The 21,899-nt window shown below is 40.6% G+C and carries 22 protein-coding genes and 1 pseudogene; 7 read left to right on the top strand and 16 right to left on the bottom strand.

Translation table 11 applies throughout. The annotated features are described in order from the left end of the window. Window positions 1–55: 55 nt before the first annotated feature. The 15 genes and pseudogenes from B4A24_RS08200 to B4A24_RS08130 all read right to left on the bottom strand — a co-directional run bounded on the left by B4A24_RS08200 (window position 56) and on the right by B4A24_RS08130 (window position 13,283). Complete coding sequence (locus B4A24_RS08200; RefSeq protein WP_293944259.1) at window positions 56–631, bottom strand: TetR/AcrR family transcriptional regulator; 576 nt, start codon at window positions 629–631, stop codon at window positions 56–58. 114 nt (window positions 632–745) lie between these two features. Then, window positions 746–1,786, bottom strand: a complete 1,041-nt coding sequence (gene pheS / locus B4A24_RS08195; protein WP_293944258.1) for a phenylalanine--tRNA ligase subunit alpha — start codon at window positions 1,784–1,786, stop codon at window positions 746–748. Window positions 1,787–2,067: 281 nt separating this feature from the next. Beyond that, window positions 2,068–2,526, bottom strand: coding sequence for a single-stranded DNA-binding protein (locus tag B4A24_RS08190; RefSeq protein WP_293944257.1), 459 nt, complete (start codon window positions 2,524–2,526; stop codon window positions 2,068–2,070). 19 nt (window positions 2,527–2,545) lie between these two features. After that, window positions 2,546–3,595 carry an A/G-specific adenine glycosylase gene (gene mutY / locus B4A24_RS08185; protein ID WP_293944256.1) on the bottom strand — a complete coding sequence of 350 codons (1,050 nt, stop codon included), beginning with the start codon at window positions 3,593–3,595 and terminating at the stop codon, window positions 2,546–2,548. Between the two features lie 105 nt (window positions 3,596–3,700). Beyond that, window positions 3,701–4,180, bottom strand: a complete 480-nt coding sequence (locus B4A24_RS08180; RefSeq protein ID WP_293944255.1) for a hypothetical protein — start codon at window positions 4,178–4,180, stop codon at window positions 3,701–3,703. Then, the gene (locus B4A24_RS08175) at window positions 4,173–5,114 is read right to left on the bottom strand and encodes an urease accessory protein UreD (RefSeq protein ID WP_293944254.1); all 942 of its coding nucleotides are present in this window, start codon (window positions 5,112–5,114) and stop codon (window positions 4,173–4,175) included. The genes B4A24_RS08180 and B4A24_RS08175 overlap by 8 nt, the downstream gene beginning before the upstream one ends. A 10-nt stretch (window positions 5,115–5,124) precedes the next feature. Beyond that, a complete protein-coding gene (ureG, locus tag B4A24_RS08170) occupies window positions 5,125–5,754 on the bottom strand; it encodes an urease accessory protein UreG (protein WP_293944253.1) in 630 nt (209 codons plus the stop codon). 218 nt (window positions 5,755–5,972) lie between these two features. Beyond that, window positions 5,973–6,659 (bottom strand): urease accessory protein UreF, encoded by a 687-nt coding sequence (locus tag B4A24_RS08165; protein ID WP_293944252.1) that lies wholly within the window; start codon window positions 6,657–6,659, stop codon window positions 5,973–5,975. Between the two features lie 123 nt (window positions 6,660–6,782). Next, complete coding sequence (locus tag B4A24_RS08160) at window positions 6,783–7,274, bottom strand: urease accessory protein UreE (protein WP_293944251.1); 492 nt, start codon at window positions 7,272–7,274, stop codon at window positions 6,783–6,785. Window positions 7,275–7,284: 10 nt separating this feature from the next. Further along, entirely contained in the window at window positions 7,285–9,135 is a 1,851-nt protein-coding gene (gene ureC / locus B4A24_RS08155) for an urease subunit alpha (protein WP_293944250.1), read from the bottom strand. Between the two features lie 81 nt (window positions 9,136–9,216). Continuing rightward, window positions 9,217–9,513, bottom strand: a pseudogene (gene ureB, locus B4A24_RS08150) (urease subunit beta); the annotation flags it as partial. A 16-nt stretch (window positions 9,514–9,529) separates the two neighbouring features. After that, window positions 9,530–9,832: an urease subunit gamma gene (gene ureA / locus B4A24_RS08145; protein ID WP_293944248.1), complete on the bottom strand. Its 303-nt coding sequence runs from the start codon at window positions 9,830–9,832 to the stop codon at window positions 9,530–9,532. 36 nt (window positions 9,833–9,868) lie between these two features. Beyond that, window positions 9,869–11,077 carry a porin gene (locus B4A24_RS08140; RefSeq protein ID WP_293944247.1) on the bottom strand — a complete coding sequence of 403 codons (1,209 nt, stop codon included), beginning with the start codon at window positions 11,075–11,077 and terminating at the stop codon, window positions 9,869–9,871. 153 nt (window positions 11,078–11,230) lie between these two features. After that, a complete protein-coding gene (locus tag B4A24_RS08135) occupies window positions 11,231–12,613 on the bottom strand; it encodes a sensor histidine kinase (protein ID WP_293944246.1) in 1,383 nt (460 codons plus the stop codon). Further along, complete coding sequence (locus tag B4A24_RS08130) at window positions 12,603–13,283, bottom strand: response regulator transcription factor (RefSeq protein WP_108636292.1); 681 nt, start codon at window positions 13,281–13,283, stop codon at window positions 12,603–12,605. The genes B4A24_RS08135 and B4A24_RS08130 overlap by 11 nt, the downstream gene beginning before the upstream one ends. A 295-nt stretch (window positions 13,284–13,578) precedes the next feature. Between B4A24_RS08130 and B4A24_RS08125 the strand changes: the two genes are divergently transcribed. From B4A24_RS08125 to B4A24_RS08100, 6 genes are all read left to right on the top strand, one after another. Next, window positions 13,579–14,976 (top strand): WG repeat-containing protein, encoded by a 1,398-nt coding sequence (locus B4A24_RS08125; RefSeq protein WP_293944245.1) that lies wholly within the window; start codon window positions 13,579–13,581, stop codon window positions 14,974–14,976. Further along, window positions 14,966–15,406: a hypothetical protein gene (locus B4A24_RS08120; RefSeq protein WP_293944244.1), complete on the top strand. Its 441-nt coding sequence runs from the start codon at window positions 14,966–14,968 to the stop codon at window positions 15,404–15,406. Before B4A24_RS08125 ends, B4A24_RS08120 begins: the two co-directional genes overlap by 11 nt. 151 nt (window positions 15,407–15,557) lie before the next feature. After that, window positions 15,558–16,052: a YeeE/YedE family protein gene (locus B4A24_RS08115; RefSeq protein WP_293944243.1), complete on the top strand. Its 495-nt coding sequence runs from the start codon at window positions 15,558–15,560 to the stop codon at window positions 16,050–16,052. Further along, a complete protein-coding gene (locus B4A24_RS08110) occupies window positions 16,053–16,466 on the top strand; it encodes a DUF6691 family protein (RefSeq protein ID WP_293944242.1) in 414 nt (137 codons plus the stop codon). Window positions 16,467–16,563: 97 nt separating this feature from the next. After that, a complete protein-coding gene (locus B4A24_RS08105; RefSeq protein ID WP_293944241.1) occupies window positions 16,564–17,379 on the top strand; it encodes a sulfite exporter TauE/SafE family protein in 816 nt (271 codons plus the stop codon). Window positions 17,380–17,391: 12 nt separating this feature from the next. After that, window positions 17,392–18,789: an MBL fold metallo-hydrolase gene (locus B4A24_RS08100; RefSeq protein ID WP_293944240.1), complete on the top strand. Its 1,398-nt coding sequence runs from the start codon at window positions 17,392–17,394 to the stop codon at window positions 18,787–18,789. A gap of 77 nt (window positions 18,790–18,866) precedes the next feature. Here B4A24_RS08100 and B4A24_RS08095 read toward each other — a convergent pair whose 3' ends face one another. After that, the gene (locus tag B4A24_RS08095; protein WP_293944239.1) at window positions 18,867–19,724 is read right to left on the bottom strand and encodes a hypothetical protein; all 858 of its coding nucleotides are present in this window, start codon (window positions 19,722–19,724) and stop codon (window positions 18,867–18,869) included. 162 nt (window positions 19,725–19,886) lie between these two features. Between B4A24_RS08095 and B4A24_RS08090 the strand changes: the two genes are divergently transcribed. Next, the gene (locus B4A24_RS08090) at window positions 19,887–21,764 is read left to right on the top strand and encodes a M1 family metallopeptidase (protein ID WP_293944238.1); all 1,878 of its coding nucleotides are present in this window, start codon (window positions 19,887–19,889) and stop codon (window positions 21,762–21,764) included. The last annotated feature ends 135 nt before the right edge of the window (window positions 21,765–21,899 follow it).

The following is a 21,899-nucleotide window of genomic DNA, read 5'->3' as shown; positions in this document are numbered from 1 at the left end:
AATAAAAGTTTATTTAAAAATCGGGCAGGTAATAACAAATAAAATGTATAGTTATCTATAACATCGTTGCTTGCACGAGATACGGAAGAATCTCTTTTTGAAAAGAAATAAAGTTTTTACGAACGTCAGCATCCGAAACTGCAGTAAAAGCAAATGAAAACACTATGCTCTTACTTGATTTGATCAAAAATGTCAGTTTTTCCTCACTGATCGCCTCATTAATTTTTTCATTCTGAATAAATGTACTCAGGAGCAGAAACTCAAGATCTTCAGAAAGAGTTTTTAGATACTCCTGCGCATTTGCAGACTCACGAATAAACTCCCAGCCAATCAGCTCATTGCAAGCTGTATAAGTCAACCGGCTGACACGAAGAATGGTGGATGCCAAAAAAGAAGCCATATCATCCTCATATTTTGCCGTCGTTAAAATATCTTGCAAACTTGCCCGAAGATAATCCATCAAGATGGCGTGCAAGATCATCTCCTTACTATCAAAATATTTATAAACAGTTGCTTTGGCAAGTTTGGCTTTTTTAGCTAATGTGTTTACACTGGTTTTATGATAACCATTTTGACGAAAGAGTTCCCGTGCTGTTCTTTTTATGGATTCAATGATATGATCTGGTTCCATATTCTTCAGATAAGACTACCACACATCACATTACCGTCATTCGCCATGCAAAATTTATCTTGCCTGGCGAATGACGGTAATGCGATGGTTTTAACAGTCTTTATTCGCATAGATTTATATTAATTCAGTCTCAAATTGAGACAAGAAACGCGTATCATTTTCGGAAAACAGGCGCAAATCCTTAATCACATATTTAAGGTTTGTGATCCGTTCGATACCCATACCGAAAGCAAAACCCGAATATTTTTTACTATCAATGCCACAATTTTCAAGTACATTCGGATCCACCATACCACAACCCAAAATCTCTACCCAACCCGAATATTTACAAAGATTACAGCCAGCGCCTTTACAGATCGTACAAGAAATATCCATCTCTGCAGAAGGTTCAGTAAATGGGAAATAAGAAGGACGGAAACGTACCTTAGTACCCTCGCCATACATTTCTTGAACAAAATGATATAAGGTCTGCTTTAAATCAGCAAATGACACATTTTCATCAACATATAACCCCTCCACCTGATGGAAGAAACAATGTGCACGTGCAGAGATTGCTTCATTCCGGTACACGCGCCCAGGCATGATCGCCCGGAAAGGTGGTTTGCCAGCTTCCATAAGCCGAACCTGAACAGATGATGTATGTGTCCGCAGCGTAATATCGTTACCTTCTTGCTTTTTAATAAAAAATGTATCTTGCATATCACGCGCCGGATGCTCAGGAGGAAAATTCAACGCGGAGAAATTGTGCCAGTCGTTTTCAATCTCCGGTCCTTCCGAAACGACAAATCCCAATTTCTTAAAGATCTCAACGATTTCTTTACGGACTAATGAGATTGGATGTCTGGACCCTAATTGAAACCCGTTACCTGGCAATGTTAAATCACCTTCAATTTGTTGGGATTTCTGCTTCTCACCAGCACCAAATTTCTCTTGAAATTCTTTGAATGTATGCTCTGCCAATTGCTTAAATTCATTCAATACTTTTCCTAAAGTCCGCTTTTCTTCAGGAGTAACTGTTTTGAATTCATCAAAAAGGTTTTTTACGATTCCCTTGGAAACCAAAAACTTCAATCTGAAATTTTCTACATCGGCTGAAGAAGATGGCACAAACGCCTTAATTTCTTCAGTATACTGCGTAATTTTATCTTGCAACATAATTACGACAAACATAGCCAAAATTTCCGCTAAAAAGAAATTTTAGCGATCTCTCAAACGGTGTCGAAAGCGCTCCTATTAATAAAATTTCAACAGAAATGAGGCGGAAAGCTGTTTTTAGTTAACTCTTTACGTTGGTAGTAATGATTTTGGTATCCGTGTCAAAGGAAAGCAAGAATATACCCAAAAACAAAAAGAGCAGAATTTCATCTGCTCTTTGCCCATAACTATATTCTTGTAAAATAATATCTGCCCAATATTCAAAATTATTTTAAGTTCAATTAAAATGGAAGCGGATTATCTTCTTGGTCGTTTTCGGTAAAATCAACTTCGATTTCTTTATCCTCGGCTTTCTGCGCTTGGGTATTTGCAGCATTTCCTGCATTAGTAGCTCCAGTTGGTTCAAAGTCTGATTTTCGTCCTAAAAGAGTAAATGTCTCAGCAACCACTTCAGTAGCATAACGTCTGATACCCTCTTTGTCTTCGTACGTGCGTGTACGTAATCGACCTTCTATATAGACCAATTTGCCTTTAGTAAGATATTTTACCGCCACATCCGCCAAACCGCGCCACATGACAATATTGTGCCACTCGGTTTGTTCGACTCGTTTTCCGTCCTTGTTATACGTTTCTGAAGTTGCCAATGGGAAACTGGCAACGGAAACATTACCTTCTAAATAGCGAATTTCGGGATCTTTTCCAAGGTGCCCCACTAAAATAACTTTGTTAACTCCTGACATAATTTAAAAGCATAAATGGTTAAAAATTTGATCTTTCCAAAAAGGTAAAGATCAACTTGTGTTTAGCTAATTTATCTAAATCTTTTAAAAATACATAATCCCAATTGGATTTTTTTTGATTTAGATTGCCCTTTAACCGCACTTCAAAGAATGTCGCATAGATATTCTGATGGCTGAGAATATGTTTTGTCTGCTTCTGCAAGATCTTCACCTCAGCGTTTTCTCCAAAATATTGAACAAATTGCGCATTTATGAGAATCTCTGGAATATTTAAGGATCGATCGGATTCAATTAAAGGAAACTCGTATAAATTCTGCCAGACATCTCCTTCCCCACGCTTTGACATCAAAATTTGTGTATCGTCCCTAACGATAAAATAATTAAAATACCGCTCCTTACTTGCTTTACCTTTAAGCTTAACCGGTAGCCGATCCACGTCGCCTTGAAGAACAGCGTAACAGGACGTATTAAATACGCATGTGATACACAGCGGTTGTTTTGGCTTACAATGAATCGCACCAAAGTCCATAATGGCCTGATTATACAATGCGGGATGATCCTGATCCAAATTTTCTTGGGCAAGTGCCGAAAAAATTTTCTTCCCTTCGCTGGAATTAATTGGCGTATCTATTCCATAGTATCTCGACAGCACACGGAATACATTTCCGTCCAATACGGCCTGTGCTTCGTTATTGGCAAAAGATGATATTGCAGCAGCGGTATATTCTCCAACTCCAGGAAGCCTTAGAAGAGTTTTATAATCTACTGGAAAAACACCATTATATTCGTCGCGGACGATTCGTGCAGCCTTATGCATATTTCGTCCCCTTGAGTAATAACCCAGCCCCTGCCAAAGGTGTAAAATATCATCCTCCTCGGCATTAGCAAAGTCAACGACCGTTTCAAACCGCTCCACAAACCGCAAATAGTAAGGTAAACCTTGCTCTACACGAGTCTGTTGCAAGATAATCTCAGAAAGCCAAATCTTATAGGCATCTTTTGTTTCCCGCCATGGTAAATCACGCTTATGTTGTTGATACCACGCCTGCAATTCCGCACCAAATGTCATAGCAACAAAAATGCACAATTTTTCAGCATTTTCAAGCAGCCTAAAAATAAAGACAGGCGGCCAGGATTAAATTTGAAGAAGCATCCTCTGTACTCATCGTAAGTTTTATTTTTTTGCGTTGCGAATAGAAGTAATCTGTTCGTCCGGTTCCAGAATGGCATTCTCCAAACTAATAGAACCATTATATTTTTCTTTTAACGCCTGATATAGCCGCCCGTCATAGGATACCGCAAAGCGCCCATCCGATTTCAGATACACAGGTAAGTGCCGATTGCCGACATCAAAACAAAATTCCCCGACCACCGAAAGATCCTGACTGTCGAGCAATACACATAGACAGGGCAAGATATTCACTTGGATAAATAGATCCTCGCTGTGATAAATGCATTGTCCCGATTGCAGTGAGGTGCTGTCATCCCGTTGTATTTTTACGGTATTACCCTTTCGCGTTTTTCGATGGATGACCCGCTTGTTCACTTCAAAATAGGAAAGATCCAAGATGTCCGATTCTCGATTGAATTTGACCTGCTCAAAATTGTGAATGGATTCAATGAGGATTTCGGTAGGTTCTTTCAATTTACGCATACTTCAGTTCTTCCTCCAGTTTGTTTTTACCTACCTTTCTTTTACTTGCATTATTTGTGCTTTTCTTAGCTGAGCTAACAGACTCCACCACAATTGGTAAAGATAGATTTATTTCATTTTCAATGACTTCAGCTTCTTCTGATTCGGACAGTTTATGCATGGTAAAATCCCAGCACAATTGGCCAAGCATCTGTAAGAAATCATAGAGCAATTCACCGTCTGATCCCAGTGCACGCAGGATAACAACATCTGATGAAGCCTGTGTAAAGCCATAAGAGATATCATTATACTCCAAGGTCAATATTTCATCTAGTTCGCTCTTTAGTTCCTGAGCAAAAGGAGCCGAGAATAAAAAAGTAGCTTGATGCGTATAGCCTTCAAAAAATAGCATTTTCTGTATCGGCTGTATTTTAGGACTCAATAGTTGATTATCTATAAAGGCTAGTTTTCCGGCCCTGAAAATCTTAGTCTGTGTATGCAAACGGTCAAACTCAAATGCCTCTTTCATATAGATTCGGCCGACACTGATAATATCACCCCACATCAGAACCGCATCAGCCGCTAAATGAATGTGGTTAGTTGCTTTGAATATAGAATCTTTAAAAGGTGTTACCGGGTGCGGGATATAATGAAATATCCCTCCAGATGCGACCTGTACATCGGTATGCTGGCTCGCACCGCTTTTCATCGGATGCAATTTATTGAAAGATTGTGTAAACAGCTTTAACTGTGCATTTTCCTTTACATGAACGTTAATATGAAGATGATCTGTATCCATGATACCAGGTGATGCGCTCATGATAATCATTTCCAGATGGTCAGTTAGATTTGCTGCTCCGTAATGGGTGAGTTTATAAGGTGCATTATGGTAACTCTCCTTCAGCCGGCTTCTACCGTCTTCTTTGGCTACATTTAATATTATCTTGCTATCCATATCCTATTGCTTAACCTACTTGTTCCAATAAAGCATATTCTCTAATCCATTTCTTTACATCTTCCAGACCTTCTAATGTCATCAGATTCGTAAAAATAAAGGGGCGTTCTCCGCGCATACGCAATGTATCCCGGCGCATGACGTCCAAATCAGCATGTACATAGGGTGCCAAATCAATTTTATTGATCAGCAACAAATCTGAGCGCGTGATACCGGGACCACCTTTACGCGGCATTTTTTCCCCTTCTGCCACATCAAGAACAAAAATGGTCAAATCTGCCAGATCCGGGCTGAACGTTGCTGTCAGGTTATCTCCTCCACTTTCAACAAAAATAAGCTCAACATCTTCAAACCGGTTGGCCAACTCTTCCACCGCTTCAATATTCATAGATGCATCTTCACGGATTGCTGTATGCGGACATCCACCCGTCTCCACGCCAATGATGCGTTCGGCAGGCAGGGCTGAATTTTGTTGCAAATACATGGCATCTTCACGGGTATAAATATCATTTGTAACGACACAGATACTATAATCTGCGGACATCGAGCGTGTCAATCGTTCGATCAGAGCAGTCTTGCCCGATCCAACAGGTCCGGCAACACCAATTTTTACGTAATTTCTTTTTGAAGTCTTTTTCATCCGTATAAATTTGCTTTTCAATGGTGATGAAGCTATCAGATTTATTCATTAGGTGTCTGTTTTAAGCGGCATTCATGAGCTCGCCCTACTCAGTTTGAATAAATCATGATGGTTTCATCTTTATTTTTTTCTAGCAATCGAAGGACGTTATCATCCTTAAAATTTGCTTCCTTCAAACGGTTCAAATAAATTTTAATCACGGGCCATATAGCTCGTTTTTATGATATATAGATCCGCGTATATAACTTTTCGTGCTGCATACAGCGAATATCTTGCGCGATGCAACAATTGCCCATCAAATCCTCTTCCAACGCAGGTTGTGCAGCAACCAGCTTGTTGATCAATGGCTGCAGTTTAAACAGAATCTGCTGTGCGTCCATTTGACTGATGGGAACCAGTTTTGCACAATTGGTCATAATACCATTGAGTGAGTTATAATAAAAAGCACTCAGTGCATCGGTATAACTGATCCCTTGTGCATGTGCAAACATGGCGAATGCCATCGCGTAATGCCCATGCAGTTCCTGGCTATTTATCGCTTTTAAATAAGCAGAACAACGTTTAACTGGCTGCAATTTTTCGGTCAGCTTCAAGAAACGTATTCCCAGTTTTTTACTCGCGTCCCGAATTTCATAGGGTGCCTTAAAGGCTGTGATCAATGCGTCTAATTCAGCCACCCTCTTCTTCGTTGCCTTTGTTTCGCACAATTGCCAGGTCTTATGAAAAAAAGCAGCATCGTTGTAATAGAAGCTATGCTCCAACAGCGTCTGTGCATATTCCTTGGCTGTTTTTGAGTCATGTACCAACCCTTTGGTTATATAGGTCTCCAATCCGTAGGAGTGTGTGAATCCTCCAATCGGAAAAACAGAATCATTGATCTGCATCAATGTCAACAATGGATTCATATCTAAATTATTATGGTGTTTGTTTTCATTAATCTCAATGAACTTGTTACACTCGATTTGTTTTTTATGACTGGCACGCGGCATATCGTTCTTCGCAATCATGCCGTTAGAAAAAAACACACATTACGTCTCTTTTGCCAGGCTGATCTTATTCTGCACCACAGCATACTGATGAATGCGCAATGTATGCGTACGTTCAATTACCCTTGATTCTTTGACTGGGGCAAACCCCGCCCGCTGCAATTGTTCCCACAGCGGATTTTCATAAGCCGCTATGATTTCATGGTCTTTATTGATAAAGACAGGGATATGCTTATTGCCGATTTCCAGGCATATTCTTGCCATATCCAATACATTTTTTGGTCGTACGACCAAACAAGGACAGGGCAATATTCGGACAACGATGCGGAGCTCTTCGGTTTCAAAGAGGATATCGCCATCAAACAAAGGATCTTCACTTAGGTTTTTAAATCCGATTTCCCGGCCTTGAACGGTAAATCCGCGGATGATACGTCTTTCGGTATCGAACCATTCAAGTTCTAAAAAATCAAGCTCAGCACGCTGTTCCTTGATGTTTGTCCCAATATTGCCTTTAATGTCTCTTGCTAAAATCATAGATGCTGAATTAAAACAGGAAGTAACGCTGTGCCATCGGAAGTTCGCTCAATGGCTCACAAGTCGCTAACACACCATCCACCGTTACCTCATATGTCTCGGGATTGACCACGATATTTGGGGTAGCATGGTTATGTACCATATCTTTTTTCATCACTGTACGACAGCCTTCTACAGGCAAGCATTTACGTGATAAATTCAATTTCTGGATATTTCCATTCTCCAGCGATATTTTTGAAACGAAGTTGAAACACAGTCTTGACACTGCCTTCCCGTAGTTTCCGAACATCGGCCGGTAGATAATTGGCTGTGGTGTAGGAATAGAAGCATTTGCATCTCCCATTTTCGCACCCAAGATCATACCGCCTTTGATAATCATTTCTGGCTTCACACCGAATAACTCAGGTTTCCATAAGATCAAATCAGCATATTTACCTGTTTCAATAGATCCGATATATTTATCAATTCCGTGCGCTTTCGCAGGGTTGATCGTGAATTTGGAAATATAACGTTTTACACGGAAGTTGTCATTTCCATGTGCTTTATCTTCTGCTAGAGGCCCACGTTGTATCTTCATTTTATGCGCAGTCTGGAATGTACGTGAGATCACCTCACCCACACGTCCCATCGCCTGACTATCCGAACTCATGATGGAGAATACCCCCATATCTTGAAGAATATCCTCAGCAGCAATCGTCTGCGGACGGATACGTGAATCAGCAAAAGCAACGTCTTCCTTCACATTTCTATCCAGGTGATGACAGACCATCAACATGTCCAGGTGTTCCTCTGCAGTGTTCACTGTAAACGGTTTTGTCGGGTTGGTAGATGCGGGAAGGATATTTGGATACATCGCTATTTTGATGATATCAGGTGCGTGACCACCACCAGCTCCTTCGGTATGGAAGGTATGAATAACGCGACCGTCGATGGCAGCAACAGTATCTTCTAAGAAACCCGCCTCATTCAATGTATCTGTGTGTATTGCCACCTGCACGTCATACTTATCAGCAACCTTTAATGCGGCATCGATCGTTGCAGGTGTAGCACCCCAATCTTCGTGGATTTTGACTCCTAACGCCCCAGCCTCAATCTGTTCTTCAATTGGTTTGGTTGTCGAAACATTACCTTTACCGAAAAACCCGACATTGATCGGCAGATTTTCAAAAGCTTCAAACATACGTTCGATATACCATTTACCTGATGTAACAGTCGTCGCAAGGGTACCATCTGCCGGACCAGCACCACCACCGATAAACGTGGTTACCCCGGAATACAATGCGGTCTCGATCTGCTGTGGTGATATAAAGTGAATGTGCGTATCAATACCACCAGCAGTAAGGATATAACCTGCACCACCATGTACTTCGGTAGATGCGCCGATAATCATTCCTTTGGTGACACCATCCTGTACGTCAGGATTACCTGCTTTTCCGATACCAACAATTTTACCGTCTTTGATTCCAATATCACCCTTCACTATACCCCAATGGTCAATAATGATCACATTGGTAATACAAAAATCCAAAACGCCTTCATCGCGTAATGCACGGGCAGACTGTCCCATACCATCACGGATCGTTTTTCCTCCACCGAATTTATTCTCTTCGCCATATACGTTGAAATCTTTCTCGATTTCAATAAAGAGTTCGGTGTCAGCCAAACGTACCTTATCGCCAGTTGTTGGACCAAAAAGAGCAGCATACTTGTCCCTGGGGATATAAAGCTCCCCATCAATATATTTAACAGATGATTTATCTAAACCTAGTTTATCTAAACCAAGCGCATGTAGACCAACGGTAGAACCCAATGCAGTGAGTCCTACAACCTTGATCCATTCGCGTCTATTCCATCCTCCCATTCGATATTATTTAGATTGTCTGAATTTTAATTTTTTCATTTTCTCAACGGCTTTAGTTTTGACATGCTGGTCGGTATACTTTCCATTTGTCAATCCATTAAATCCGTGAATTTCTTTACTTCCGCCAAATTCAACTAGAATAATGGACTTCTGTTCACCTGGTTCAAACCGTACTGCTGTACTTGCAGGAATATTCAGGCGCATGCCAAATGCTTTTTCCCGGTCAAAGGACAGCAATTTATTCACCTCGAAAAAATGATAGTGCGACCCCACCTGAATCGGTCTATCGCCTTCATTTTTGACAACAACGCTAGCGGTCCTTCGTCCCACATTTGCCTTGATTTCTTCTTTCTTTAAAATGTATTCTCCAGGAATCATATTATTATAGTTTTTATTAACGGATAGGATCATGAACAGTGACCAACTTGGTACCGTCCGGAAAAGTAACCTCAATCTGTACATCATGAATCATTTCGGGAACTCCTTCCATGACCTGACTTCTTTTTAGTAAAGTCGTGCCATACGACATCAAGTCTGCAACGGATCTTGCATCTCTTGCTTCCTCCATAATCTGAGCGCTGATATAGGCAATACATTCAGGGTAATTCAGTTTTACCCCACGCTTTAGTCGCTTTGCAGCCAATTCTCCTGCTAAATGCAATAGCAGCTTTTCGGTTTCTCTCGGTGTTAAACGCATAAAAAATATTTGTTTGTTATTTTTGTTAAAGGATTATTACAAAACTGGGATCGTAAAATATGCTCCAAAAGCAACACGGTTATATTGGCTCTTGTCGATTTTCATGTATCCTTTGTAGTTTACGGTATTACCTACGTAACCAAGGTAAAATCGCAGATCCTGATTGTGAAAAGGCTTATGTTGCAGGGCTGCAAAGTATGTCCAGTTCTGGCGGAAATTTTTGCCAACTTCATCATCATCTTTTGCTCCCGCCGTCTCATAACCACCTTTCAGCGCCATCTCCCATTTTTTACTCAAAAATTGATCATACCGCAGGATTGCGGAGGTATAGCTGACATCCTTTGCCAAAACTCGTCCCGTACCCGTACGTCCGTAAAAGTCATTGATGGCGGATGAAGCGATCAAAGCATGGTCAACACCCAGATAGGAGTACTGCAAGTCTAAATAGAGCATCTGTTTCGGAGTTTTAAGCTTGTTTGCCAAGGAAATGGAATGATTGGTATGTCCTTTTGCAAACTGAGAGATATTATAAGACCATTTTGTGTTTATTTTTTTATCCATAAAGGCACCTATCCAAGTAAAATAAGCCCCCATTGGTACGTCAGAACGCTCCAGATCACCTACTGCAAAACCATTTTTGCTATGCACGTCCATAAAACTGTCATTTGTGGTATTATACACTTGCGCATGTAAGGAATGATTGGGATTAACTTCGTAGGACAATGTTCCACCGACTACAAATAAATTCAGGATGCGATCAACATAATCCGTGAATTTATACTCGTAAATTGGATTGTTTTCAAACTCGTAGCTTCCCACAATAGCACTCTGCTTACCTGCTGTGATCGACCATTTGAGATCTTTACCGAACTTATATTTGATGTAGGCCATATCCAATGCCCTTGAACCATTGTCCTGACTGGTCGGTGCAAATGATCTATTCAGCCGAAAGCGTACTTTATAGGAAAGCTGCTCGTTGTAGTCACCGCTCATCAAAATACGGGAATCATCCAAATTAGCCTTTGCCTGGCCGGAGCCATCCCCATTATCAGATTGCAGACCAGCGCGCAACATAACATCCAATTGGAATGATTTTGCCCTAGCAGGTTCTTTTGACAATAAACTACTTCTGGATAATAAGCTATTTCTTTCTGCGGGAATAGAATCCACTGGAGCCTGAGTCTGTGCATTTAATGTCACAACGCCCAAACCCAAGGTTGTAATAAGTGAAAGTGTTTTTTTCATCCGTTTAAATCGCTTTTTATTCGTGATGAAGCGATCAGATTTATTCGTTTATATGTTTGAATAAATCATGATGGTTTCATCTGATATACCTAATTCGTGTACAAGTATATCACAGCAAATTAAAAATGGAATAAGGATGAGATTAAAATCAGATTAGAACACAATTTTTGGCAATTTGACAAGCACTTGGGTACCTTGTCCTTCGGCTGAGATTAGGGTTAGCTCCGCACCATGTAGATCAAAGATATTTTTTGCTAAAACAAGTCCAAGGCCATTTCCATAGATATCCCCAACATTGGAAGCACGATAAAAAGAAGTAAAAATATGGGGTTGATCTTTCTGAGGAATTCCGATGCCTTTGTCAAATATTTTAACTGTAATATTTTGGTCATCACAGCTGATGGCAATCTGTATCTGCTCGCCATTACCATATTTATATGCATTGGAGATGATATTGCTAAAAGCAATATAAAATAAATCAGGATTAGCAAAGACAGTTAACTCATCACTATCCTCGGGGATCTGGGTAAGATCAAAAGATAGCCTAAAATCCTTATAGATGCTCCGTTCCGCCTTATAAATTTCATAGAGCAATTCATCAATACGGATGACTACTTTATTATCTACCTCCCCTTTAAAGCCCATGCGGGACAATTGGAGTAAGTTATTGATAATAAGCTCCATTTTATCGGCATATTTTGCAATCGTCTCTAACGAGTAATATGCTTCATGTTCTTTGGGAATAAGGTTCCGCGCCAGCTCTGCCTCACCGCCAATGATTGTCAAAGGGGTTTTTAGCGAATGGGACGCATTGCCGATAAAACTCTGTTGGGACTGCACCGAAATATCCAGGCGACTAAGCATGGAATTCAGGTTTGCGATCAGTACCCCCAGTTCATCTTTGGCGTTACTGAATTTACTAAAAAGTCTATAGTCCAGATTTGAAATATCCACCTTCCCCAGATCACGGTTGATATCCTTTATTGGTTTGAGCAGTCGGTCCGCAAAATAAAATGACATCAGGATAATCAGTAAAATGGCTAAAAGCCCACCTGTAATCAGGGTACGATCTAAATGACGCTGCTCGTCATGTCCATACTCATCTATGCCTTCGGACACGACGATAAGATTGCCCTGATGGAGATTGTCTTTAAAGAATACCGCAACAAAGGCCGTTTCATTGTGCATATACCTACCTTTGCCATTCTTAATAACATCCTTATAGAAGCTCATGGGCATGGGCAAGTTAGGTTTAAACCGAATACTGTCGCTGCCTTTCACCACCCGCAGCAAATGGTCTGTCCCTTCGGACAGCTGCTTGAGGTATTTGCGTTTTACCTGAATATATAATTCTTTGTTTTCTTCCTTTTGATGGACAATATGATCACCGACGATAACTGCATTTTCTTCTAATCGGTGAAAAAACTTAGTCTGCAAACTATCGTAGGTAAAATAAGAGACATATAAGGCAAAGACAACAAGCAAAAGCGTGCTGATGATTGAAAATAAGAGTACAATCTTGGTCCTAATTTTCATGACGGATGACATAGCCCATACCGATAACCGTATGGATTAATTTACGTGCAAACTGTTTGTCAATTTTTTTGCGGAGATAATTGACATACACATCCACGACATTCGTACTTAGATCAACGTCCATCCCCCATACTTCCTCCAGGATATCTATCCGTGTCAATACCTTATTGCGATTGAGCATCAAAAATTCCAACAAACGGAATTCTGTAGCTGTGAGTATGATGGGCGTATTTCCTCGTTGTACCGATTTACTGTCCCGATCCAGTTGCAGATCATCAAATGTCAGCACATTCTTTTGTTCGCTAACGGTTTTGGACTTACGGCTGTAGCGATTGATCCTGGCCTTTAGTTCTTCCAGACGAAACGGCTTGGTGAGATAATCGTCAGCATCACGTTCAAAAGCAGCAACAATATCTTCTGTTTGGTTTAATGCCGTTAGAATAATTATCGGAATTTCATTATTGGACATACGTATGTTTTTGCAAACATCAAGACCATTCATCCCAGGCAGCATTACATCGAGCAAAATGAGATCATAATGATTTAATCCGGCCATTTTCAACCCAGTATAGCCATCCATTGCAATGCTAATGTTATAGCCTTCTTCCTTTAGCCCTCTTTCTATTAATGATATGACCGACGGTTCGTCTTCTATAAGCAATAGTTCCACAGATATTGTTTTAAAAAGTAAATTTAAGGTTTGTAAAATACAAAAATATCAGCATAGGTCTTAGATAAACAGCTGTCTATCATGAAATTCGACTTTTCTTGACTTTTATATGATACTTTTTACGATGATATAAGCCGCAGAGTTACCTCCGATGTCATTTTTAATCATCTATTTTACAAAATGGCATTTGCGTACAATATTATCAAAATTTTTGCATGATTTTTCTCAAATGACAAAAGATTATTTCACAAACCAGTCAAATTTCAATACATTCGTATTTTAATTTGTATTCCTAATGAAACATTTTTTCCTTTGCATAGCGTTTTTCACATTAATTTTTGTTAAAACCAGTTCGGCGCAACAAAAACTATTCAAAATCACCTATCAGTTTTCAGATCCCGAAACAGGTACAGACACATCCAGTTCTGAATTTATCAAAATATTGGCTGGCAACGGTGAGGCATTGATGCATGCCTATATCTGCAACGATCAGATGCGCGTAGAAACACTACTTTTTGGAAAATCAGTACAGATTAGCAATATAAAAGAAGAGACTTCCTATCTAATAGATGAAAACAGCAAAACCTATACAGTGACCGATCTAGCGTCCGGCAAGCTTATTGAAACATCAGAAGGTGCGGATTATGCTTATTCCAGTGATTTTGAAATCAGTCTAGTCCCGAATGAGAAGAAAATTATCGCAGGCTTGCCCTGCAAAAAGGCGATATTCAACCTGGCCGGCAGTAAAGATAAAACAACTGAAATCACGGTCTGGTATGCAGAACAATTGCCCAAATTATACTGGGGGACTTACGACTATCTCGAAAAGGTGCCTGGAGCAGCTCTTTATATTGGCGCAGAAGGGTTAGGCATTCAGGCGACAACAGTTGAAGAAGTCCCTTACGATACGGCATTATTCGAAATTCCAGAAGGTTATGAAGAAGGGGAAGCCGAAGAAGCCGCAGCTGACTCTGCATTAAATGACCATTTATCTTGGTATCAGGACCCCACTACTGAATATTTTGGCGTACAGGATAGCTTAGGCAATAAACTCACTCCTGCAAAATATGCATCCATTTACGCCTACGTGGGTGATTACGCAATCGTCACCGATGCAGCCCAGATGTTTGGCCTGATCGACCTGCATTGTAGAGAAGTTATCCCATGTCAATATGAATCGTTAAGTTTAGATACTGAAGGTGCACCGTTAGTCTTTATGAAAGACCAGAAGTATGGCCTATTGGATAATACAGGAAAACTACTGCTCGCTGCAAAATATGATTTTATCTCCATTCCCAGCTTAAGCCACGCGCTATACACCGAAGGGGATTATACCGGCGTGCTCGATCTGAGAGGCAATGTATTGATCCCCGCAAAATATGAAACGGTAGCTGAATACAGTGACAACCTGGCACTGATTATTGAAGACCAAGCCTATCAGCTTATTGACAAATCGGGCAAAAAGTTACTTCCTGCGAATCAGGAGTTCTTATCATTTGCTGGCGAAAAATTACTATTGGCTTTTAAAGACAACCTATATGGATATATCGACTACAATGGAAAAGTCGTCATTCCATTTAAATTCCAGAATGCACAGGCCTTTGAAAATGGTTTAGCGCTGGTCAGCGAAGACCTCGAGAATTTTTATTATATTAATGCAAAAGGAAAGTTTATAAAAAAGTATGCAGAGTAGTCCACAAACATTTTATCTTTCAACATTGCATCGTGGGAAATACATGTTTATTCTATTAACCTCGATCTTACTGATAGGGATAGGGATGTCTAAAGTCCCGATTCAGGAAATATATAAAATCATTATAGCTCTTCTGATGGTTCCCTTGGCGCTTTATCTGGCTATCAAGTGTTCCACGCTCGAATCAACATGGCGATTGGAGGCGGATGCACTCCATATCAGCAATTCAAAGAAAACTATTGAATTCCCCCTGAGCAACATTTCACATATCCGAAATCTCAGACGCTCTGGCGGGAATCTGATTATTATAAACCAAAATAAAGGTTCCGCTTTTCGCACTTGGCGCAATAAATTATTCCAAAAAGAAGATGACCTACCATTATTAGTCGAGGCTCTCAAGGACGCCAACATTGAGTATTACGATATGTAATGGCTTACATCCTACGGTAACATTTGTTACAGGCTTTTGCAAGAACAGTATGTACCTTTGTTTTATAACTTAAGGATAATAAGCTATGATATTGGAATACATCAAACAACCATGGCCTTGGTATGTTTCAGGGCCTTTAATTGCGCTAGTCATGTACTTATTGCTAAAACAGGGAAAAGATTTTGGCATGTCCAACAACCTGCGGACGATGTGCACGATATTAGGAGCGGGCAAGTCATCCTCTTTTTTCCGCTTCGACTGGAAGACACAATCCTGGAATCTCCTTGTCGTACTTGGAACGGCCATCGGAGGATTTATTGCCCATAATTTTCTAAGTGACGGTTCTGCTGCTCAGATCAACGCGGAGAGTATTGCCGATCTAAAGCAACTTGGGATAGTTGATCAGCTACAGGGCTACCTTCCCGAATCTATTTTCATTTTTAATGGATCCTGGTTTCAGTTTTTAATACTGAGCATCGGTGGATTATTGATAGGTTTTGGGACAAGATATGCCGGAGGCTGCTCCTCCGGACATGCTATCTCAGGGCTCAGTAATTTCCAGCTCCCCTCTTTAATCGCTGTCATTGGCTTTTTCCTCGGGGGTATCATCATGGTTCATTTCTTATTTCCTTTAATCTTCGCATAAATGAAAGCAATAAAATTTATATTGATCGGCATCTTATTTGGGATTATTTTATACAAATCAGAAGCGGCTTCCTGGTATCGGATTTATGAAATGTTTCAGTTCCGCTCCTTTCATATGTATGGTATGATCGGCACGGCACTCGCAACAGCGATTATCCTTGTACAAATTATAAAGCGCAAACAGGTCAAAGACAGCAATGGCATGCCGATTGCCTTTCTGGACAAGAACAAAAGTGTCACACGCTATTTGGCAGGGGGGACCATCTTCGGACTGGGCTGGGCATTGACTGGAGCCTGCCCGGGCCCTATGTTTGCGTTGATAGGTTCTGGCTATTGGACATTGGGCATTGTATTGCTCTTTGCCATCTTGGGAACATGGATCTATGGTGTGCTGAGAAACAAATTGCCCCATTGAGTTTTGATTTACCACTAACAGCGCTGTGCTTAGATCGGGAAAAGCGGATAATCCACTTCAAAGGTTAATTTTAAAGAAAGCATTTGATTTAGAGCGAATGGAATTATTATTTATAACTGGCTTTCTATTGGCCATTTTGGTCGGGCTATCCATGGGTTTGATGGGCAGTGGCGGAAGTATTTTGACTCTACCGATCTTTGTCTATCTATTTCATATTGAACCACAATATGCGCTTGACTATTCCCTGTTCTCCATTGGCGTACTGGCCCTGATAGGCTCGGTCAAGTCAGTGACTAAAGGTGAGGTAGATCTAAAAACCACAGCAATCTTCCTGATCCCTTCCTTAGTGTCAGTCTACCTGACCAAGCGCCACCTTTTGACCGCCATACCAGCTCAATTCCATATTGCGGAGCTATCAATTTCAAGGAACCACGTCATTATGCTGTTGTTTTCGTTTGTTATCCTCGTTTCCGCTTTAGCAATGATTCGCAGAAGGAAACAGCTTGAAGTATCGGCGGTCACGCTGCATATCGGCCAAATCCTCAAAATAATTACTGCAGGCTTACTGGTTGGTATTATGACAGGACTGGTCGGCGCCGGTGGTGGTTTTATTATTGTACCATCCTTGGTGCTCCTGTTGGGGATTCCATTAAAACAGGCCATTGCAACATCCTTATTCATCATCGGGTTAAATGCCTCCTTTGGTTTAGCCACAAATTGCCAACTATTGGACCACATGAATTGGCCTATATTGCTTATCTTTACGTTAATCACGTTAATAGGTCTCCAGATCGGTTCAAAATGGAAAGATGGATTGGAGGTAGTCCGACTACAGGGACTTTTTGGTTACTTCCTGATGAGTATAGGCATCCTAATTCTTACTTTCGAAGTCATTCAGTTTGTAAATCACTAAAAATCATCTATTATGTTTTTTCAACACATTTTCGAGTCATCTTTAGCACATTCAAGTTATTTAATTGGCTGTCAGGCCAAAGGTGTTGCCCTAGTAATTGACCCAAAAAGAGATGTCGACACGTACTTAGCGATTGCAGCAGAAAACAATTTAAAAATCACACATATCGCCGAAACGCATATCCATGCGGATTATCTTTCCGGGACATTGGAATTGGCAGAACTAACAGGAGCTCAATGTTATCTTTCCGACGAAGGAGGCAAAGATTGGCAGTATGAGTTTCCTCATATCGGGTTGAAAGATGGCGATCAGATCCCACTTGGGAACCTTATTTTTAAGGTACTCCACACACCTGGACATACACCTGAGAGTCTTAGTTTTATTTTAATTGATACGCCTGCCACATTAGATCCGGTGATGATATTTACGGGCGATTTTGTCTTTGTTGGAGACATTGGCCGTCCAGATCTTTTAGAAAATGCCGCTGGACTCATCGGTACCAAAGAAATTGGCGCACAGCAGATGTTTAAGTCTTTACAGCATTTTTTGACCCTGCCGGATTACATCCAGGTGTGGCCTGCCCATGGCGCCGGTTCAGCCTGCGGTAAAGCCTTGGGTGCAGTACCTAATTCAACCGTTGGCTACGAACGGATTCGCAATTGGGCACTTCAATATCAAGATAATGAAAGTGGTTTTATCACTGAACTTCTGGATGGACAGCCTGAACCACCGCGTTATTTTGCCATGATGAAGAAACTCAACAAAATCATGCGTCCGTTACAGACAAGCGTGCCTCAATACCCCAAACTATCCCCAGAAGAATTCACCAAATTTTACAAGGCAAGTACGATAGTTATTGATACACGGCATAAATTTGATTTTGCAAAAGGTTTTCTCCCGGGCAGCATCAACATTCAGCATAATCGAACATTCAATACCTGGGCTGGCTGGATATTGGATTACAAGCAACCTTTTGTGCTTATCATGGACGAAAAGGATAAGGATGAAATTGCACGTAAGTTAATGCGCATTGGTCTTGATCATGTTGTGGGTTATATTTCAGTGGAAACCATTCCTCAACTCAGAATTCCTCTGGAACAACAGCAGCTCATTGGATTCCAGGAAATGAATAAGGCACTTAAAAATCCCAACGTTCAAATCTTAGATGTAAGGAACACTACAGAATTCACCGAAGGACACTTGCCCAATGCAACACATCTCTTCGTAGGAACAATTGAAAACAATTTGGACAAGATTGATCAAAAGAAAGAATTATACCTGCATTGCCAATCTGGGGACCGGGCGACAATTGCAGCTTCGATCTTAGCTAAACATGGGATTAAAGACGTTAAAATATACAGCGCATCCATCAATGACTGGAAAGCAAAAGGTGGCATATTGGTTAAATAGACTGCTGAACAAAATAGCTCCAGAATTTATCGCTGGAGCTATTTTGTCTTTATGTTATCGTCGTTATTAAGGAGCTTTTATAGGCTGTTTCTGTTAATTCGCAGGAATTCAATAACCTCATCCTTTTTCTCTTCCATTTTCCCTTTCTTCTCGACAAATTGATGATTATAGATGGTCAGGTATTGATGGTCATCGGTATCCGACTCGTACACTTCCGCAGTCGCAAACGAGAAATGTTCCTCCTCATCGGAGAGGTGATCATAAACGTACGCGAAATCATGATTTGCCAGTGTATTCGCCATGGTATCTTTGTCCTCAATAAATTTTAATCTTCCAGGCAAAATTCGCTTGTTCATCCAAACTTCGTCTTTCTCCGAAAAAGGATAAATGGTAATACCGCGAAAAGCCATGATAATGGGTGTAATAAGTATGATTGCCATTTCAATAGCCCATACGGCCCAGAGCATTGCTCCGGAAACAGGCGATTTCTTCAATGTAAACGTACCGACCTCATTTAAGCCCTGCAGCGCCTCCCAGATAAAAGATGGGTGCATAAAAAATGCTTTAAAACCTTCCAGGCTAAAAGAAGATTTGACCCAGGTATCACCGCCCATGGTACCCTCAGCATTATACATCAGTGAAACGAACAGCGCCCATTGTGCATAAAAACCAACGATGGCAACGATCAGCGTAATGATAATAGCAACGCCTTTATTTCTCAATTTCCATTGTTTAAAACAAAAATTAAGCAGATAAAACAGTCCCGCTCCAAAGCCTAGCGTAATAAATACATTGAAATAGACGATTGGAATAAACCATTGTAAGGCGATGTAGATAATGGCCAGGACAACTGCTCCGACAATACCTAACACAAGTGAACCGATTAATGCTAAAGCAGGCACCTTCCCCGAAGGCTTATAATACAGATTTTCCATAAATTTACGTGTAAATATTTGTTAACTTAACAGATAAATTTTCCTAGCCAAAACCACGCCAATTATCACCTATCAAATTACTTTTCGTCAAGATTTGATGACAATTAGTACGATTGGAGCGATTAATCGCCATTTCTTGGGACAATTTTGTAAGTTTGGAACATGAAAATCAAAATATTATCCTTTTTTGCACTTTTATGTGTAATAAATATTTGGGGACAAGAGCTAAAGGCCCAGAAAAAAGGATTCTGGCAGCAGAAAGTTGACTATACAATGGACGTCAACGTGGATGAAAAGGCTTATCAATATGATGGGAAAATGGCCTTGAAGTATAGCAACAATTCAGGCCAATCCTTAAAAAAAGTTTATTTTCATTTGTATTTTAATGCATTTCAGCCAGGATCTATGATGGATTACAGGTTGAAAAATATCAGTGACCCAGATAAACGAATGGTGTCAAACATTGGCACCAAAGAAAAACCAATATTGCAGAGCCGTATCGAAACCCTGCAACCCAATCAAATCGGTTACCAAAAAATCAAAAGCCTCAGCATGAATGGGGTCAATACAAGCTATAAGATTGATGGTACGATCTTAGAAGTTACCCTACCCACCGCGATTGCAGATGGCGAAACAGCAAATTTTAATATGGAATGGACGGCGCAGGTGCCCGAACAGATCCGGAGATCAGGCCGCAATTCGGCAGAAGGTGTAGCCCTTTCCATGGCTCAATGGTATCCGAAGATGGCACAGTTCGATGAATTCGGCTGGCATCTCGATGAATATATTGGCCGCGAGTTTATCGCGCCTTTCGGCAACTTTGACGTTACTATACACCTCAACAAAAACTATATGGTCGGTGCTTCGGGTGTTCTTCAAAATCCGAATGAAGTAAAAGGATATCAAGCAAAAGCCAAAATAAAAACCAATAAGGACAAAGCAACCTGGCATTACAAGGCCCAAAATATCCATGATTTTGTCTGGGCAGCTGACCCGAAATTTGTCGTTGACTCCGCTTCCAGCAAAAATGGAATAAAAGTTTATACGGTTTACCTTCCAACAGACAAAGAAGTTATTTCAAACTGGAAGACGGCCCTGGGCTTATCAACCGAATTCTTCGATTTCTGCAGCACTAAGTTCGGCACCTATCCTTGGCCTACGTATACCATTATCCAAGGCGGTGACGGCGGTATGGAATATGGAACTGCAACCCTGATTACTGGAGGCCGTAATCTCAAAAGCCTTGTTGGTGTCATCTTCCACGAATCTGCCCATTCTTGGTATCAACATTTGTTCGGAATCAATGAAACCGTAGACGAATGGTTTGATGAAGGATTTACGTCCTATGTGGAAGAACTCGCAATGCAGCATCTCTTCGAAAAAAGGGGAGCCATTGCATCAAACCCACTGATAGATGCTTATCGGGCTTATTATAAACTCGCACTTTCGGGTAAAGAAGAACCGATGAGCCTACTTGCCGACTATTACAATACGAATTATGGCTATAGTAATGAAGCTTATAACAAAGGCGCTGTGCTGGCCGAACAATTAGGTTACATTATCGGCCAGGAAAATCTGGAGAAAACCTTTTTGAAATTCTATGACATCTGGAAATTCAAACACCCGACGCCAAATGATTTCAAACGTGTTGCAGAAGATGTCTCCGGAATAAACCTGAAGTGGTATTTCAATTTATTTATCAATACAACACGGCAAATTGACTATGCGATTGGCAATGTTACTGATACAGAAATACAACTGCTCAATAAATCAAACTTTGCCATGCCACTTGATATCCTTGTTGAATATAAAGATGGTAGCAAAGAACTATTTTACATCCCTTTACGTGAAATGCGCGGTGAAAAACCCGAGGAGTATTTTGATATTTATAAGAATATAAAACGTACCGTACTAAAAGATTGGTTCTGGACCAACCCTGAATATAAATTTTCGGTCAGTAAAGCTCCGAAAACAATAACAATAGATCCATCCCTGCGGCTTGCGGATGTAGAATCAGCAAACAATAGCCTAACACGCTAATTCAACCATGAATACATAGGAATCACCGCAGATTGATATAAAATGCTGTGTTTTTAATGAACTCATAAGCCCCAATAAATTGGAATTTATTGGGGCTTATTTTGCTATCCTACTTGGCTAAAATATATTCAAAAA

It is taken from the genome of Sphingobacterium sp. UBA7249 (assembly GCF_002472835.1).
In the GTDB taxonomy this organism is placed as follows: domain Bacteria; phylum Bacteroidota; class Bacteroidia; order Sphingobacteriales; family Sphingobacteriaceae; genus Sphingobacterium; species Sphingobacterium prati.
The sequence above is the reverse complement of the archived record's forward strand: the minus strand, read 5'-3'. Positions and strand labels throughout refer to the sequence as shown.